Genomic DNA, 17,049 nt, shown 5'->3' with positions numbered 1-17,049 from the left:
GCAAATCCGACAGGACGCGGGCAGGATCAGACAAAATCGTGTGCGCTATTCGACGTCGAGAGGTTCGAAATCCTCGGCACGGGCGCGGTTCCAGCGGTGCAGATAGCCGTATTTGTCCTCTTCCTCGCGCAGCAGAAAGCCGTCAGGCAGGTAGGGATAGACCTCTTGACCCGTGACCATGTTGCGATCGCCCTCACGCATGAGCAGGTGATGGGGGCGGAAATCGTTGGGGTGGGACAGACCGGCAGCGCCTGTCATTTCGGCCAGCGCCTTGAGCGTATTCTTGTGGAAGCGATACACCCGCTCGGCCTTGTCCGGCACCACCAGCGCGCGTTGGCGCAGTGGGTCCTGGGTGGCGACGCCCACGGGGCAGTGGTTGGTGTGGCAGGCCTGCGCCTGAATGCAGCCGATGGCAAACATGTAGCCACGCGCGGAGTTGGCCCAGTCGGCCCCAAGCGCCAGCATCTTGGCCATGTCAAAGGAGGACACGATTTTGCCCGAGGCGCCGATCTTGATCCGGTCGCGCAGGCCTGCACCCAGCAGCGTGTTGTGGGCAAATGTCAGCCCCTCGACCAGCGGCATGCCAACATGGTTGGCAAATTCGAGCGGCGCGGCCCCGGTGCCGCCTTCCTTGCCGTCGATCACGATGAAATCGGGGGTGATCCCGGTTTCGATCATAGCCTTGACGATGCACATGAATTCGCGACGGTGGCCGATGCACAGCTTGAAGCCCACAGGCTTGCCGTCCGCGTTGTCACGCAGCTTGCCGATGAACTGCATCATCTCGATGGGGGTCGAAAACTCGGGATGGGCCGAGGGCGAGACGCAGTCCTGACCCATGGGGATATCGCGGGCTTCGGCAATTTCCGCGGTGATCTTGGAGGCGGGCAGGACGCCGCCATGGCCGGGCTTGGCGCCCTGGCTGAGCTTGAGTTCGATCATCTTGACCTGTGGGTCGCTGGCCTGTTTGCGGAACTTGTCGACGTCAAAGCGCCCCTCATGGGTGCGACAGCCGAAATAGCCCGATCCGAGTTCCCAGATCAGATCGCCACCGCCCTGACGGTGGTAACGGCTGATCCCGCCCTCGCCGGTGTCATGGGCGAAACCGCCCTTTTGGGCGCCTGTGTTCAGCGCCAGAATGGCATTGGCGGACATCGACCCGAAACTCATCGCTGAGATGTTGTAGATGGATGCCTCGTAAGGCGCCTTGCAATCCGGCCCGCCTATGGTGACGCGGAAATCGTGGTTCGTGAGGTGCTGAGGGACGACCGAATGGGTGATCCACTCGTAACCTGAATCGTAGACCCGCTGCTGGGTGCCGAAGGGGCGTTTGTCCTCGACCCCCTTGGCGCGCTGGTAGATGAGCGAGCGCTGGTCGCGAGAAAACGGTTCTTCGTCCTGATCGCTTTCCATCAGGTATTGCCGGATTTCGGGCCGTATTCCTTCGAACAGAAATCGCAAATGCCCCATGATCGGATAGTTGCGCAGGATTGAATGGCTGGGCTGCATCACGTCGTAGATGCCAAGGGCCGTCAGGCCCGCAAAGAACAAGGCCAGGACGATCATCCAACCCGACCAGATCAGGGCGATCAGGCAAACAAGCGTCAGGGCGGCGGATGCAATAAGAAGGCTGTAGCGGGTCATGATCGCATCCTTTGATGGGCGTCTGTCAGTCGCGCTTTCGAACGCGCGGGGGCTGGTCAGGTCTGGCCCTTGCGTGATTGTGCATTGCGTGCGCGGTGTTGCAAGGCTTGTTCGGGTGTGTGGGAACCTTGTGCGCAGCAATCGCTGCGAGTCACTCCGGTTTGCGGTCGGTCTGTGCGATGGTGCGCCCCTGTTGGCCGATCGGGTTGGGTCCATCGTAGGTCCACCTGTACGCGGGCGGGGTTGGCCCCTTGTTGCGTCCGCCCTGGTTCATCTGTTCCCATGCGTGGGACAGGATGCCCACCGAACGCGAAAGGCAAAACAGCCCGCGCGCCAAGGGTCCGGCGAATCCGAGTTCGGCAAAGATCACGGCGGTGGCCCCGTCGATGTTCATCGGCACGGGCTTGCCCTTACGGGTGTTGAGCGTGTGTTGAAGGGCGCGCGCGATGTCGGCGTAGCGACCATCGACCGTGCCTGCGCGCGCGGCCCCGTCCACCAATGTCAGCAGGCGCGGGGCGCGGGGGTCTTCGGGGGTGTGGAAACGGTGACCAAAGCCGGGGACGAAGCGGGTGCGTTCGGCCTGCCAACGGTCGATCATCTCTGCTGTTGCCGTCTCAAGGGCTGCGCCATCGCGCATTGCACTGTCGATCCAGTGATAAAGCTCGACCGCCTGTTCCCCGGCGCCGCCATGCACATCGTCAAGCATGTTGACGCCCGTCGCCATCGCCCCGTTGAGGCCAAGACCGCAGGTCACCGCCATTCTGGCGGCAGCGATGGAAGGCGCCTGGGGGCCGTGATCGACGGCGGCTACCAGCGCGGCCTCGAACAGCGACGCTTGGGCGTCAGTGGGCAAGTCCCCGCGTGTCATCAGCCAGATCATCTGAGGAAACGTGACTTGGCCGATCAGGGCCTCGATCGGGTAGCCGCGCAGGCGGATTTCGCCGGGCGCCATGTCGATGATGTCGGTGCGCCACCAGTCGGGGACATCCTTGCCAGCGTCGCTCATATCACACCTTCCTGTTTCAGGGCGTCCAACTCGTCGCCGGAAAGGCCCAGTTCAGCCCAGACGTCATTATTGTGCTCGCCAAGCGTCGGGGGCGGAGTTGCGACGGACGGTGCGCACCCGTCAAGTTTGATGCCAGTTGTGGCAACGGTGACGTCGCGCCCCACACCGGGAGCGTCCTTGAACGTATGCAGAAAACCGCGATCCGCGATTTGTGGGGTGTCCAGCACTTCGGGCACGCTCAGCACGGCGCCGGACGGGACGTCGATGTGGTTCAACTCTTCGGCCCAGACATGCGCGGGTTTGGTGGTCAGCACGGTTTCCATCTCGGCCTTCAGCGTCAATCGGTTCTGTTTCCGCATCTCGCGGGTGGCATATTCGGGGCGGTCGCGCAGGGCGCTCAGGCCCAGATGATCGCTCAGCAACACCCATTGTTCGTCCTTGTTGGCCGCGATGTTGATCAGGCCATCGGCAGCCTGAAATGCGCCGGACGGGGCGGAGGTTGCGTTTTCGTTGCCGTTGGCAGTCGGGGCGACCCCGCCGATTAGGTGGTTGGAGACGGCCCAGCCCATGGCCGACAGGACAGATTCGAGCATCGAGACGTCAATGAATGTGCCCCTTGGCGTGGCGTTCAGCGCTGCGGCCACGGCAAAGGCCGCGGTAATGCCGCCCATCGTGTCCGCAACCGGATAGCCGACACGCAAAGGTGCGCTGCCTGCATCGCCGGTGATCGACATCACGCCAGAGACGCCTTGAATGATCTGGTCATAGGCCGGGCGATGGACCCAAGGACCATCCTGCCCAAAGCCGGAAATCGCACAATAGACCAGCGACGGATTGACCTCTTTCAGCACCGCATAGTCGACGCCAAGGCGGTCCATGACGCCGGGGCGGAAATTCTCGACCAGCACATCGGCGGTCTTGACCAGTCGCAGGAATAACGCCTTGCCCTTGGCGCTTTTGAGATCGAGGGTGACCGACTTTTTGCCCGCGTTCTGGGCCAGAAAAGAGACGCCCATACCTTTGGCATTCAGGTCAGGATCAGCGCCAAGTTCGCGGGCCAGATCGCCGCGCCCGACCGCTTCGACCTTGATCACCTCGGCGCCCAAATGGGCCAGATGATGACAGCAGAAAGGGCCCGCCAGCACGTTTGTCAGATCGAGAACACGGATGTCGGACAGGGGGCGCATCGGGTCCTTGCGGTGTTTGAGGCCTGTTTTGGTGTGTCCAGTCAGGCAGCACCGGTTACAGGTTAGAGGCCTGATCGCGCGAAGGAAACCGTGTAGTGTTGCGGGGCTAGGCCGCTCTCAAAGCAACACCCGGCGCGTTTGATGCCCAAGGGCCGCGCCGGGTGTCACAGGTTTCAGCAGTCTTAGCGGTTCAGAGCGCCAACACCAGAGAAGCGGAAGGCCTCTTGTTCCAGCGCGTTCAACTCATCCGCGCTCATTTGATCGTGGGCCACAGTGATGCGGCCAAGGAAGACAAGCGGCAGTTCTTCGGCGCGCCCTTCGAGGTCGGCCTTGATCGCTTCTGCCGTGGCAGCACCCACATCGTCACCCATGCGCATAGGTGTGGCGTCCAGCTCGCCGCGACGGATCGCTTCCAGCTCAAGACCTGTGCCGCCCCAACCGGTCGAGAAGATGTCTTTCTCTTTGCCCATGGAGACTTGCGCTTCGACCGAACCCATCGCCATCGCCGTGTTGGCGTTGTGGATGATTTTGGCCTCTGGGTAGGATTGCAGGATCAGGGACGTGCCCTCGAATCCGCCTTCGGTCTGGTATTCACCGTAGTGCTCATAAACCGTGGTCCAGTTGCCCTTTTCCTCGACGCAGGCTTTGAAATCGCCCGAGCGTTGGTTGTCGGTGATGCCTGGAATACCCCGGTTCATGGCCATTGTGACGTCGTTGCCAAGGCGACCCAGCATGTATTCGCACATGGTCAGGGCACCGGCGGCGGACGAAAAGTCAAACCATGCAGCGGGTTGCGGGTCGAGGAACTTCAGCGGTGTGTGAAAGGCCCAGACATAGGTGGCAAAGCCGTCATTCTTGGCCAGCTTTTCGATGTTGTCACCCTGAATGGCCAGTTCGGACGGGCCAAAGATGACATAGTCATAAAGGTCCGCGTCCTGATCCACCTGGCTTGCATAGGTCGCTTGCAACGAGTGTTCGATCTGGCGGCTGGCGAATTCGGTTGTCTCGTAAGCGATGCCCAACTCGTCCAGACGTTTGGTCATCGCCAGATAGTTGCGCGCCCAGAAATCCGATGTGTCGGCTGAAGGGTAGATCAGCGCGATCTGGATCGGCTCGTCCAGAGTGCCGGAGTAAGCGACCGCTTCGCCGCCAACCACGGCTTGCAATGCTTCGAGTTTGCCGGGGGCGTTGACTTCGCCCGGCAGCCAGTGGTCGCGATCCGCGATGCCCGGCAGTTCCTGCAGCGGCAGATGCCCGTCCGCCCATGCGGCCCCGGCCATGGCAACGCCGGCCACCAGTGCGGTTGTTGTAAATAGTTTCATGTAAAGTCCTCCCGTTTCATGAATACGAAGCTGTTTGGTTCGGGCGCAGGTTTTGACCTGCGCCCGACCGCTTCGCTTGTTTGCCGATCACCCGCTTGGATTGGGGTTGCCAGCCGTCAGCAGGCCAACCGCAAGCAGCGCGATCAGCACACCAATCAGAGCCGCACAGAAGCGCAGCATTTTCTTTCCCTCGGGCGTGTTCAGGCCAGCCATCAGGCCACCCGCGCCGTCGCGGTCCTTTTTCTGCATCCAGGTATAGAGCGCGACCGAGCTGATGATCACGACACCCGATGCCACCGATTGCCAGAAGAATTCGATCCGCAATGTCACCAGGGCGTTGATCATCATCGACAAGAGCAGCACCCCGGCCAGCGAGCCGACAATCGCCGCGCGCCCACCAAAGAGCGACGTGCCGCCAACCACCACCGCCGCAATCACGTGCAGGTTAAAGTATGGGGCCGACGTCGCCTGAATGGCGTTCAGCTTGCCCGTCAGCATCACACCGGCAAGTGCAGCGCAAGCTCCGCACAGCACATAGGCATAGACCTTGTGGCGATTGACCGAGATGCCGGTCAGTTCCGCCGCTTCGGGGTTTGAGCCGATGGCGACCGTGTAGCGCCCGAAATAGCTGCGGTGCAGGATGAAGTAGCCCGCGATCATTGTCGCCAGCCCGATCAGCACCGGGATGGGTACGAAGCCCGGAATCTGGCCACGCCCGATATCCGTCAGAAAGTCGGGAAAGCGCGCCAGCACCAGCCCTTTGGCCAGCACGAGGGCAAAGCCACGATAGACCAGATCCATCGCCAATGTGCCGATCAGGTCAGGCACGTTGAAACGGGTGATGATCAGCCCGTTGATCAAGCCCATGACCGCCCCGAGGGAAATGGCGATGGGCACGGCGATATAGACAGATACGCCGTATTGCTTGATCAGAAAGGCCATGATGATTCCGGACAGGGCCGCAATCGAGCCGATGGACAAATCGATCCCGCGCTGGGTGATTACAAAGGTCATCGCCATCGCCATCGGCATATAGAGCGCCGCATCCAGCAGGATCAGGTTCAGGTTCGTCGTGCGGAAATAGCGGGTCGGTTCGACGATGCCCATGAACACCAGAATGGCGAGGATCATGACCATGGGGCCGATGATCGCGATGTAGGGCTCGAGCCGTTCCGTGAAGGAACGGGATGTCGTTTCGGTCATCGCCATTATGCGGCCTCCTCTGCGCCGACGATCATGCCAAGCACTTCTGTGATGTTACTTTCCGCTGTTTTGACGACGCCGACGCACTGGCCGCGGCGCTGCACGTGGATGCGGTCAGAGACCTGAAACACATCATCCAAAGAATGGCTGATTAGGATCACGGCAAGGCCCTGGGCCTTGACTGCTTCGATCAGTTTCAGTGTGCGTGCGGTTTCCTGTGGACCGAGGGCGGCGGTGGGTTCGTCCATCACCAGCACGCGCAACCCGTCATGATAGACGGCGCGCGCAATGGCGACGGCCTGACGCTGACCGCCCGAAAGGCTTTCGGTCGGGGCATCCAATGACTTCAGCTTGACCCCGAGGCGCTCCATCAGGACGCGCTCGGTCTCGGCCCGCATGCGTTTGTTGTCGAGCATGGTGATGCCGAAAATCTTGCGTGTCAGTTCGTTGCCAAGAAACATGTTGGCTGCCGGATCAAGGTGATCGGCCAGCGCGAGGGTCTGATAAACGGCATCAATCCCCTCTTCGATAGCCTCGGCGTGGTTGGAAAAGGCGACGGGCCGACCGTCCAGCATTATCTCGCCGGATGAGGGCTGATAGACCCCGGTCAAAACCTTGATGAGCGTTGATTTGCCCGCGCCGTTGTCACCAACGATGGCCAGCACTTCGCCGGCATGGGCATCAAGATCAACGTTGGACAGGGCGGTCACCCCGCCAAATCGTTTGGTGATCCCGCGCATCTTTACGAGTGGTTCGCTCATCGTGGTCTCCTCTGGCGCCGCATTGTGTCCCACGGAGGCGATCCGGGGCGGCAATTGGTCTTTGGATGTGCGTCCATAGGGCCCCGGCGCGGTTGCGTCGGGGCCCTATGGGCAAAGCCTTACTTGCCCCAGATTGCCTTGTAGGCATCGCGGTAAGGGGAATCCGGGTCGAATTGGTTGCTATCGCCCAGTTTGGCCAACCCTTCCTGTGTGACCAGCGCAGGCGAGGTCACATAGCCCGAGCAGGGTTCACCTTGAACGGCGCGGTTCAGCTCGTCCACCAGTTGCCAGCCTTGCAGGTTCAACGGCTCGGCCACGGTGATCGCCTGATATTGCGCACCGCGGATACGCTGGAAGGCAGCCTCGGATCCGTCCCCGGCAGAACCGGCGAGCGGCGCGCCGTCGCCGCTAATCCCGGCAGAGGCGAGGGCTGGCCCCATGAAGTCGAAATAGAGGTCGTTGATCGCCAGCGCGTGGGTCCAGCTGGCCCCGTATTTCTGGAGCAGCGAGGTGGTCAGCGGACCCATGCGGCTGGATGTGTCGGCGATTGGCGTGTCGACATATTCAAGGACGGTGCCGCCCATGGCCTCGATGGTTTCCTTGATCCTGTCGGCCTTGTCGATGGCGATCTGGTAGGTGCTGTCGGTAAAGATCACGACGCCTACATCGCTGCCGCCATCTTCCATGGCCCATTCTGCGGCCACTTCGGACACCTGCATCGCGTCCGTCGAAACATTCGCAAAGATGCCGCCGGGCGCGTCACAGCCAATCTTGGGACCCGAGTGCCATGCGACCATCGGAATGTTGGCCGCCGCGACACCCTCAAGGGCGGCCTGCTGTTCGACGGCGTCAAAGCCGTTGATGATGATCCCGTCGGGTTGCAGCGCCATGGCCTGACCGATGGCGGCGGTCCGACCCTGGATAGAACCACCCCCGTCCAGCACGCGCACGTCCCAGCCGATAGCGGCGGCGGCCTCTTCAACACCGGTGGTCACGCCCAGGATGCCGCCGTTTTTCAGATCACCCGCAAGTACCACGATGGACTTGCCATCGGCCGCTTTGGGTCCGCTTGTGGGCCCGTCAAAGGGCACTTCGGCGAGGCCGGGCAGACCAAAGCCTGCTATGACGCTGCCCACCAGGACGGTGTTCAAAAATGTTCTCTTTTTCATGTCGTTCCTCCCGTTACATGATCGCGCTCACGCGCTATTTCTTGGCGCCTTTGCGGCGTTGCGCGTACCCGGCGATGCCGATGGCAATCAGCAGGGTGACTCCGTTGAACAGCGGCTCGACCCAGAAAGAGCCGCCGAATTGTTGAATGCCGGAAATGCCGACGGCCAGAATGGCGACGCCGACGATCGTGCCCCAGACATTGACCCGCCCCGGCTTGATCGTGGTGGACCCCAGAAACGCCCCCACAAGGGCGGGCAGCAGGAATTCCAGCCCGACCGAGGCCTGACCGATGCGCAGTTTCGAGGCCAGAATGACCCCGGCCAGTGCCGTGATCGTTCCCGAGCACAGGAACGCGCCGATGACGTATTTGCGGGTGGGAATGCCGTTGAGCTGGGCCGCTTTCTGGTTGGCCCCGATGGCATAGAGATAGCGCCCGACTGGTGTGTATTCGAGGACGATCCACATGATGACCGTGATGCTCAGAACGTAGAACCCGGTGATCGGCAGGCCCGCAATGAACGTCCCGTTGATCGACAGGAACCCGTCCGGCAACACCCCGACCATTTGCCGCCCGCCCGTGTGCCACAGCGCCAGCGCGTAAAGCACGGTGCCGGTGCCCAGAGTGGCGATAAAGCTGTCGATCTTGGCCACTTCGACCAAGAGACCGTTGAGGAAGCCCGAAACCGCCCCGAGAACCAGCACCACGGCAACCGCCACGGGCCAGGGAAAGCCGTAGATCGTCTGCAGGCTGATCGCGAGGATGTGCCACAGCACGATACCATAGCCGACGGTCAGATCGATCCGACCGGCGGCCATGGGGATCATCGCCCCAAGGGAGAGAAGGGCGATGATCGCCTTGTCCGACACGATGGCACGCAGGTTCAACATGGTCGGAAACGTGTTGGGCAGCAGGATCGAGAACAGCCCGATCAGGAACACCGTCAGGATCACCAGCCCGTAGACCGGCAGGAACCGGGCCAGCCGCGCACCAAAAGACAGGCCCTTGAGGTCGGCCTTGGTCGGCTCCAGCGCGCCGGATTCAAGCGATTGCATTTGTAGGCTCCTGTGATGGTGCGATATTTCCGGCAGAGGCCGATTGGATCAGGTTCTCTGTGGACAGGCGGGTGCCGCTGAGTTCGTCCACGATGGTGCCCTGAGAGAACACGATCGCGCGGTGGCAGATCGTGGCGATTTCCTCGAAATCGGTCGAGACGACGATGATCCCGACCCCTTCGGCCAGCGCGCGGTTGAGCAGGGCATAGATTTCAGCCTTGGCGCCAACATCGACACCGGCGGTCGGGTCTTCGCAGATCAGCAGCGTCCGATTGGTGGCGAGCCAGCGCCCGATGACCACCTTTTGCTGGTTGCCACCCGACAGGGCCTCGATGGCGAGGCTCGGGTCATTCGGCGACAGGCCGAGTTCGGCCCCGATGGCACTGGCCTGCGCGGCCTCAGTCCGGGGGGACAAGATATTGAGGATCTTGCGGCCAATGCCATCGGGATTCAGAAACGTGTTTTCGCGGATGGTCAGGTTCATCGCGACGGATTCTTCGGTGCGGTCCTTTGCAACCAGACCGACGCCCGAGGCCAGCGCCTTTTGCGGGGTGGTGAGGTCGGGTGTCACGCCCTTCAGCGTCACATTGCCCTCGAACGGTTCAAGACCGAAGAGCGCCCGGCTGATGGCCTCATGACCGGCTCCGCGCAAGCCGACGAGGCCAACAATCTCGTTCTCGGCCAGTTCAAAATTCAGCGGGCCCACGCCGGCGACGCGAAAACCATCCAGGTTGAGAATGGTGTCGCCCTTGGGCGCCGTGCTTTTCGCGGTTTCGCGGGTTTTCCGCCCGACGATCTTTTGCACCAGCTCTTCAGGCGTGGTGTGGGCGATGTCGCGGATGCCAACCATCATGCCATCGCGCAGAACGGCAACGCGGTCGGCGACCTGAAAGATTTCGTCCAGACGGTGGCTGACATAGATCATGCCGACCCCTTGTTCGCGCAAGGGGCGCAAGGCCTTGAACAGCCGCTCGACCTCGTCTGCAGGCAGGGATGCGGTCGGTTCGTCCAGCACCAGAAATTCGCTGTCCACAGCCAACGCGCGGGCAATCGCGACCAGAGATTTTTCAGTACGCGACAGGGCCTCGACCCGCGTGGTGGGATCGAAATCGCAATCGACCTTTTTCAGAGCGGCAGCGGCAAATTCCTCGACCGAGCCCCAGCGGATCAAGCCTCCTTTGCGGGCAAAGCCGAGGGCCAGCGCGATGTTTTCGGCCACGGTCATCCATTCGATCAACCCGAGGTCCTGGTGGATGAAGGCGACCTTTTGGCGCTCGCCAAATCCGGCGGGACGGTGCTGGTAGGGCTCGCCATCTATCAAAACCCGCCCGGCGTCGGGTTGATGGATTCCGCCCAGCACCTTGATCAGCGTGGACTTGCCTGCACCGTTCTCGCCCAGCAGGGCCACAACCTCGCCGCGCCCTACGGACAAGGACACATCCTTGAGCGCGTAAGTCCCGCCAAAGTGCTTTTCGATGCCGTCAAAAAACAGACCTGACTGCAGGTTCTGCATTTAGTGCCCCTCCCATATACGGCTCAACGCTTCCGTTGAGTTACCCGTAACGTTGCGCTATTGTTTGGCGAAGGAATGGGATGAGTCAAGGGATTAGTTACCGGTAACGTAGTGAGCGGAAATGGCCGAAAAATCGCATAAAAACAACAAAGTAAGCCTTTCTCAGGTGGCAAACGCCGCCGGGGTGTCCAAGATGACGGCCAGCCGAGTGCTGCGCGGCGAGGGCGGCTATTCGGAAAAGACCCGTGATCTGGTCATGCATCAGGTCGATCGCCTCGGCTATTTGCCGAATCGTCTTGCGGCAGTGTTTGCGGGCGACAAAACCTCTACCTTTATTGGTGTTTCGATCCCCGATCTGGGCAACGAGGTGTTTGCGCAGGTGCTTGAAGGTATTGATCACAAGCTTGGCTCGTTTGGGCACCAAACCGTTCTTGGGCTGACACAGCATACCGAGAAGGAAGAAGAGGACTGGATCCATACCGTTCTGTCCTGGCAACCGGCGGGCCTGATCCTGACCGGGCGGTTCCATTCGACCCGTGCCACCGAGATGTTGCGCAACTCCGGGCTGCCGATTGTCGAAATCTGGGATCTGAACTCCAGCCCGCTGGATATGAGCGTGGGGATCAACCATTTTGACGCGGGCTTTGACATGGGTCGGTTTCTGGTGGGCTGTGGTTATCGCAACATTGGATATGTGGGCACGTCCCATGACACGGCCAATGCGGCCACCACGCGGCTGGCCGGGTTTGTCAAAGCGGTGACAGGCGGTGGCGGTGAGGTGACCAAGCAATTGTGCCTGCACGACACAGCCGCCTATTACCCCGGGTATTACGGCACTGAACAGTTGCTGACATCCACGCCGACGCTGGATTGCGTCTTCTACCAGAATGACGCGATGGCCTTTGGGGGTATGCAGTATTGCGCGGCCAAAGGGCTGAAGGTGCCCGGTGATATCGGCATCGCGGGCTGGGGCGATCTGCCTATTGCGGCGGTGTTGCCACGGCGGCTGACCTCGATGCACGTGCCACATCTGCGGCTGGGGCAAACGGCGGCCGAAATGATGATGTCGCGGCTGTCTGGCGAACCGGTGCAACCTGTGAAGGACATCGGGTTTCAGTTGATCCCGGGCAGTACCGTGAAAAACGTCGGGCTGCGCTGAGCGCCGCGAACCCTGCAATATCCGAACGACGGAGATGCCGAAATCGGCCTGCAAATTTAACTGCGATTAAATCTACTAAAGAATTAGTTGACAGATCAGTTGCCCTGCGAATAGCGTTGGTTTGCTGGCATAAGTCAGCTCAAATAATCTTTGGGAGGAGATAAGATGCGCAAGTATCTGCTCTCCGCGACTGCGGCTGCTGCCGTCATCGCGGGGTCCGGGTCTGCTTTTGCCGACGCAGCAGCAGCTCAAAAATGGATTGATCAGGAATTCCAACCGTCAACCCTGTCAAAGGCCGAACAGCTGGCCGAGATGGAATGGTTCATCAGCGCGGCCGAGCCGTTTAGCGGCATGGAAATCAACGTGCTGTCCGAAGGCATTCCGACGCATGGCTACGAATCCGAAGTGCTGACCAAGGCCTTTGAGGAAATCACCGGCATCAAGGTGAACCACCAGATCCTCGGCGAGGGCGAAGTGGTGCAGGCCGTGCAAACCCAGATGCAAACCCAGCGGAACTTGTATGACGGCTACGTCAACGACTCCGATCTGATCGGCACACACTCGCGTCTGCAACTGGCTTACAACCTGACCGAACAGATGGGTGGGGACTGGTCGGCGACGACCAGCCCGACGCTTGATCTGGATGACTTCATGGGCATTCAGTTCACTACGGGCCCGGATGGGAACCTCTATCAGCTGCCCGACCAGCAGTTCGCGAACCTCTACTGGTTCCGCAAGGACTGGTTCGATGACGAGGACAATAAGGCCGCGTTCAAGGCCAAGTACGGCTATGATCTAGGCGTTCCGGTCAATTGGTCGGCTTATGAGGACATTGCTGAGTTCTTCAGCAACGACGTGCAGGAAATCGATGGTGTGCGCATTTATGGGCACATGGACTATGGCAAACGCGCACCCGATCTGGGTTGGCGGATGACCGATGCGTGGCTGTCGATGGCAGGCACAGGGTCCAAAGGTGAGCCAAACGGTATTCCAATCGACGAATGGGGTATCCGGATGGAAGCCGGATCGTGCAACCCTGCCGGTGCGTCCGTGACGCGCGGCGGTGCGGCCAACGGCCCTGCGGCCGTCTATGCGATCCGCAAGTGGGACGAATGGCTGCGCAACTATGCCCCTCCGGGTGCGGCGTCGTTTGACTTTTACCAGTCGCTGCCCGCGCTGTCCCAAGGCAACGTGGCCCAGCAAATCTTCTGGTACACCGCCTTTACCGCGGACATGGTCAAGCCGAAATCCGAAGGCAACAACACCGTGGATGACGATGGCAACCCGCTGTGGCGGATGGCCCCCAGCCCGCACGGCCCCTATTGGGAAGAAGGCCAGAAGGTTGGGTATCAGGATGTGGGATCCTGGACGTTCCTGAAATCCACACCTTCGGACCGGGCACAGGCTGCATGGCTTTATGCGCAGTTCGTGACCTCCAAGACGGTCGATGTGAAGAAGTCCCATGTGGGTCTGACCTTTATCCGCGACACCACCGTCAACCACGAAAGCTTTACCGAACGCGCGCCCAAACTGGGTGGTCTGGTCGAGTTCTATCGTTCGCCTGATCGCGTGGCATGGTCGCCAACCGGCATCAACGTGCCTGACTATCCCAAGCTGGCCCAAATCTGGTGGCAGCAGATCGGTGACGTGAACTCTGGTGCGTTCACCCCCCAAGAGGCGATGGATCGTCTGGCCGGGGAAATGGACATCACCATGGCCCGGATGCAGGCGGTTGACGAAGCCGCGGGTGTCTATGGTGGCTGCGGCCCACGCCTGAACGAGGAAAAAGACCCCTCTGAATGGCTGGGCAAAGGTGGCGCCAAAGCGAAACTGGACAACGAAAAGCCGCAGGGCGAGACCGTCAACTACGACGAGCTGGTCGCACGCTGGAACCAGTAAACCATTGCCGGCCCTCCTGATCGGGGGGCCGGTGTCTTGGCCGACGCCTCTCCCATAGGCATCGGCCATCCTCTATCGGGGTGGGGAACACATGGTAGTTGAGCTAATTGGAGCGACAAAGTCGGTCCGTGGGATCACCCATATCAAGCCGACATCGCTCAAGCTGGAAACCGGGCACTTTAACGTGCTTTTGGGGCAGACCGGATCGGGCAAGACATCACTGATCAAACTGATGGCGGGGCTGGACCCGCTGGCCGGCGGGCAGGTGTTCATGGACGGTATGGATGTATCCAAACTGTCCACGCAAAAGCGCAATATCAGCCTCGTGCACCAGTTCTTTGTGAATTACCCGCACATGACCGTTTTTGACAACATCGCCTCCCCCTTGCGGGTTGCAGGCATGGCGAAGTCCGAACTTGAGGCCCGGGTGCAGGAGGCGGCGGACATCCTGCAACTGGGTCCGATGCTGAAACGTCGCCCGCATGAATTGAGCGGCGGGCAGCAGCAGCGCTGCGCCCTTGCACGCGCCATCGCCAAGGAAAGCCGGGCGGTGTTTCTGGACGAACCTCTGGCCAATCTGGACTACAAACTGCGCGAAGAGTTGCGCGAGCAACTGCCCGAGCTGTTTGCCGGGCGCGGGGCGGTGGTGGTCTATGCAACCTCCGAACCCGAAGAGGCCTTGTTGCTGGGCGGCAAGACCGCGTTGATGGATGACGGCGTTGTCACGCAGTACGGCACCACGGCCGACATCTACCGCAAGCCTGAAAACCTGACCGCTGCACGGGTGTTTTCCGACCCGCCAATCAATGCGGCAGAGGTAATCAAGACCGGGCAGACCGCGCGGATGAAAACCGGAGTCAGTTGGGATCTGGATGGCCCGGCAGCGGACCTGCCCGATGGACCCTACACAGTCGCCATTCGCCCACACCATGTGTCGCCGGTTTCAACGTCCGAAGGAGACGTTGCGATGGATGGCACGGTTCTTGTGACCGAGCTTTCGGGATCGGAGTCCAGCGCCCATTTCCAAATGGGTGAGGACGGGTGGGTGTCCCTTGCACACGGCGTTCACCCTTACGAAATCGGCGAAAACCATCGCTTTTACATGGATGCCAGCAAAGCGTTTTTCTTTGCCCCGGACGGGAGGCTCGCAGCCTGATGGCAAAGATCACATTGTCCAACCTGCGCCACTCCTATGCGCCCAATCCGCAAAGTGCCGATGACTATGCACTCAAGCAGATCGATCTCGATTGGGAGGACGGCGGCGCCTATGCGCTTTTGGGGCCGTCGGGGTGCGGCAAGTCCACGCTGCTCAACATCATTTCGGGTCTGCTGGTCCCGTCCGAGGGGCGCATCCTGTTTGATGATCGTGACGTGACTGGCCTGCCGCCTGATCAGCGCAACATCGCGCAGGTGTTCCAGTTTCCGGTGATCTACGACACGATGAGCGTGCGCGACAACCTCGCCTTTCCGCTGCGCAATCGCGGCGTGGAGGAGGGACGCATCGCGCAGCGCGTTGCCGAAATTGCGCGCATGCTGGATGTCGAGGACATGCTGGATGTGCGCGCCTCACACCTGTCGCCGGACAACAAGCAAAAGATTTCGATGGGCCGGGGTCTAGTCCGCGACGATGTGAATGTCGTGATGTTTGACGAACCGCTCACCGTGATCGATCCGCATCTGAAATGGAAATTACGATCAAAACTCAAGGAGTTGCACCAGCGGGTGCGCGCAACAATGATCTACGTGACCCACGACCAGACCGAGGCGCTGACATTCGCCGATCAGGTTGTGGTGATGCAGCAGGGCGAAGTGGTGCAGATCGGAACGCCGGTCGAGTTGTTCGAGCGGCCCCAGCACACCTTTGTCGGCCATTTCATCGGCTCGCCGGGCATGAACGTGCTTCCGGCCGTCCAGGCAGACGGGCGCGCGACCTTTCAGGGCCAACCCGTCGCGCTTGAAGGCAAGATCACCGGGCAGGGCGGGGCAACCGAATTGGGCATCCGGCCTGAGTTCGTCACCTTCGCAGACGAAGGCCTTGAGGCGCGCGTGCGCAAGGTCTCGGATGTGGGCCGCCATTCGGTGGTCGAGGCGATGGTGGGCGACACGGCGGTCAAGGCCGTGGTCGAGGGCGACGTGCCCGAACAGGGGGCGGCGGTGCATCTGCACTTTGCGCCCAAACACACGCGGCTGTACCGCGACGGCTGGATCGCAACGGAGGTGGGCCCATGAAAACCGAGAACGCAAAGGCGTGGTTCTTTGTCCTGCCCGTGCTGCTGCTGGTTGCCTTCAACGCGCTGGTGCCGATCATGACGGTGGTCAACTATTCGGTGCAGGAGACCTTTGGCAACAACGTCTTCTTCTGGCAAGGCCTCGACTGGTTCGAACAAATCCTGCGCTCGGACCGGTTTCATGCCGCCTTGGGTCGGCAGTTCCTGTTCACCTTCCTGATCCTGATCATCGAGGTGCCGCTGGGCATCATCATCGCGCTGTCCATGCCGAAAAAAGGCATCTGGGTGCCGGTCTGTCTGGTCCTCATGGCCCTGCCGATGCTGATTCCGTGGAACGTGGTGGGCGCGATGTGGAACATCTTTACTCTGCCCAAGATCGGCTTGCTCGGATATCTCATGAACGACGTGCTGGGCATCGCCTATGACATGACCCAGAACCCGTTGGCTGCTTGGATCACGATCATTGTCATGGATGTCTGGCACTGGACGTCGCTGGTGGTGCTTTTGGCCTATGCGGGCCTCGTGTCGATCCCGGATGCCTATTACCAGGCGGCCAAGATCGACGGTGCCTCTCCCTGGAAGGTGTTCCGCTACATCCAGTTGCCCAAGCTCAAGACGGTGCTGACCATCGCGATCCTGTTGCGGTTCATGGACAGTTTCAACATCTACACCGAAGTGTTCGTGCTGACCGGCGGAGGGCCAGGCAATTCGACGACACTGCTGTCGATTGATCTGGTCAAGATTGCGCTGGGCCAGTTCGACCTTGGGCCCGCGGCGGCGATGAGCCTGATCTATTTCGCGATCACTCTGCTGGTGTCGTGGTTGTTCTATACGCTGATGACGAAGGATGATGCGAAATGAAACAGACCCAATTCCATCATCTGTACCGTGCCCAAACACAGGG

General features: G+C 60.7%; 14 protein-coding genes. 5 read left to right on the top strand and 9 right to left on the bottom strand.

From position 1 onward, the window contains the following. Positions 1 to 45 precede the first annotated feature (45 nt). The 9 genes from Q1A89_RS09545 to Q1A89_RS09505 all read right to left on the bottom strand — a co-directional run bounded on the left by Q1A89_RS09545 (position 46) and on the right by Q1A89_RS09505 (position 10,859). Positions 46 to 1,644 carry a glutamate synthase-related protein gene (locus Q1A89_RS09545; RefSeq protein ID WP_299726825.1) on the bottom strand — a complete coding sequence of 533 codons (1,599 nt, stop codon included), beginning with the start codon at positions 1,642 to 1,644 and terminating at the stop codon, positions 46 to 48. 151 nt (positions 1,645 to 1,795) lie between these two features. After that, the gene (locus Q1A89_RS09540; RefSeq protein ID WP_299726822.1) at positions 1,796 to 2,650 is read right to left on the bottom strand and encodes a citryl-CoA lyase; all 855 of its coding nucleotides are present in this window, start codon (positions 2,648 to 2,650) and stop codon (positions 1,796 to 1,798) included. Then, complete coding sequence (locus Q1A89_RS09535) at positions 2,647 to 3,837, bottom strand: CoA transferase (RefSeq protein WP_299726819.1); 1,191 nt, start codon at positions 3,835 to 3,837, stop codon at positions 2,647 to 2,649. Before Q1A89_RS09535 ends, Q1A89_RS09540 begins: the two co-directional genes overlap by 4 nt. A 182-nt stretch (positions 3,838 to 4,019) precedes the next feature. Next, complete coding sequence (locus Q1A89_RS09530; RefSeq protein ID WP_299726816.1) at positions 4,020 to 5,159, bottom strand: substrate-binding domain-containing protein; 1,140 nt, start codon at positions 5,157 to 5,159, stop codon at positions 4,020 to 4,022. Between the two features lie 87 nt (positions 5,160 to 5,246). Next, entirely contained in the window at positions 5,247 to 6,368 is a 1,122-nt protein-coding gene (locus Q1A89_RS09525; RefSeq protein ID WP_299726813.1) for an ABC transporter permease, read from the bottom strand. Then, positions 6,368 to 7,123 (bottom strand): ATP-binding cassette domain-containing protein, encoded by a 756-nt coding sequence (locus Q1A89_RS09520; RefSeq protein ID WP_299726810.1) that lies wholly within the window; start codon positions 7,121 to 7,123, stop codon positions 6,368 to 6,370. The genes Q1A89_RS09525 and Q1A89_RS09520 overlap by 1 nt, the downstream gene beginning before the upstream one ends. A 119-nt stretch (positions 7,124 to 7,242) precedes the next feature. Further along, positions 7,243 to 8,292, bottom strand: a complete 1,050-nt coding sequence (locus tag Q1A89_RS09515; RefSeq protein ID WP_299726807.1) for a substrate-binding domain-containing protein — start codon at positions 8,290 to 8,292, stop codon at positions 7,243 to 7,245. A gap of 34 nt (positions 8,293 to 8,326) precedes the next feature. Continuing rightward, positions 8,327 to 9,346 carry an ABC transporter permease gene (locus Q1A89_RS09510; protein ID WP_299726804.1) on the bottom strand — a complete coding sequence of 340 codons (1,020 nt, stop codon included), beginning with the start codon at positions 9,344 to 9,346 and terminating at the stop codon, positions 8,327 to 8,329. After that, positions 9,333 to 10,859, bottom strand: coding sequence for a sugar ABC transporter ATP-binding protein (locus Q1A89_RS09505; RefSeq protein WP_299726801.1), 1,527 nt, complete (start codon positions 10,857 to 10,859; stop codon positions 9,333 to 9,335). The genes Q1A89_RS09510 and Q1A89_RS09505 overlap by 14 nt, the downstream gene beginning before the upstream one ends. A gap of 121 nt (positions 10,860 to 10,980) precedes the next feature. Between Q1A89_RS09505 and Q1A89_RS09500 the strand changes: the two genes are divergently transcribed. The 5 genes from Q1A89_RS09500 (at position 10,981) to Q1A89_RS09480 (ending at position 17,006) form a co-directional block, all read left to right on the top strand. Continuing rightward, the gene (locus Q1A89_RS09500) at positions 10,981 to 12,018 is read left to right on the top strand and encodes a LacI family DNA-binding transcriptional regulator (RefSeq protein ID WP_299726798.1); all 1,038 of its coding nucleotides are present in this window, start codon (positions 10,981 to 10,983) and stop codon (positions 12,016 to 12,018) included. A gap of 165 nt (positions 12,019 to 12,183) precedes the next feature. After that, on the top strand, positions 12,184 to 13,917 hold the full coding sequence (locus Q1A89_RS09495) for an ABC transporter substrate-binding protein (RefSeq protein ID WP_299726795.1): 1,734 nt from the start codon (positions 12,184 to 12,186) through the stop codon (positions 13,915 to 13,917). Between the two features lie 91 nt (positions 13,918 to 14,008). Continuing rightward, positions 14,009 to 15,073, top strand: coding sequence for an ABC transporter ATP-binding protein (locus tag Q1A89_RS09490; RefSeq protein ID WP_299726792.1), 1,065 nt, complete (start codon positions 14,009 to 14,011; stop codon positions 15,071 to 15,073). Further along, on the top strand, positions 15,073 to 16,146 hold the full coding sequence (locus Q1A89_RS09485; RefSeq protein ID WP_299726789.1) for an ABC transporter ATP-binding protein: 1,074 nt from the start codon (positions 15,073 to 15,075) through the stop codon (positions 16,144 to 16,146). The genes Q1A89_RS09490 and Q1A89_RS09485 overlap by 1 nt, the downstream gene beginning before the upstream one ends. After that, positions 16,143 to 17,006 carry a sugar ABC transporter permease gene (locus Q1A89_RS09480; protein WP_299726786.1) on the top strand — a complete coding sequence of 288 codons (864 nt, stop codon included), beginning with the start codon at positions 16,143 to 16,145 and terminating at the stop codon, positions 17,004 to 17,006. Before Q1A89_RS09485 ends, Q1A89_RS09480 begins: the two co-directional genes overlap by 4 nt. The last annotated feature ends 43 nt before the right edge of the window (positions 17,007 to 17,049 follow it).

Source organism: uncultured Tateyamaria sp., from assembly GCF_947503045.1.
Lineage (GTDB): Bacteria > Pseudomonadota > Alphaproteobacteria > Rhodobacterales > Rhodobacteraceae > Tateyamaria.
Note: the sequence above shows the minus strand (reverse complement) of the source record. Positions and strands in the feature narration are given on the sequence as shown.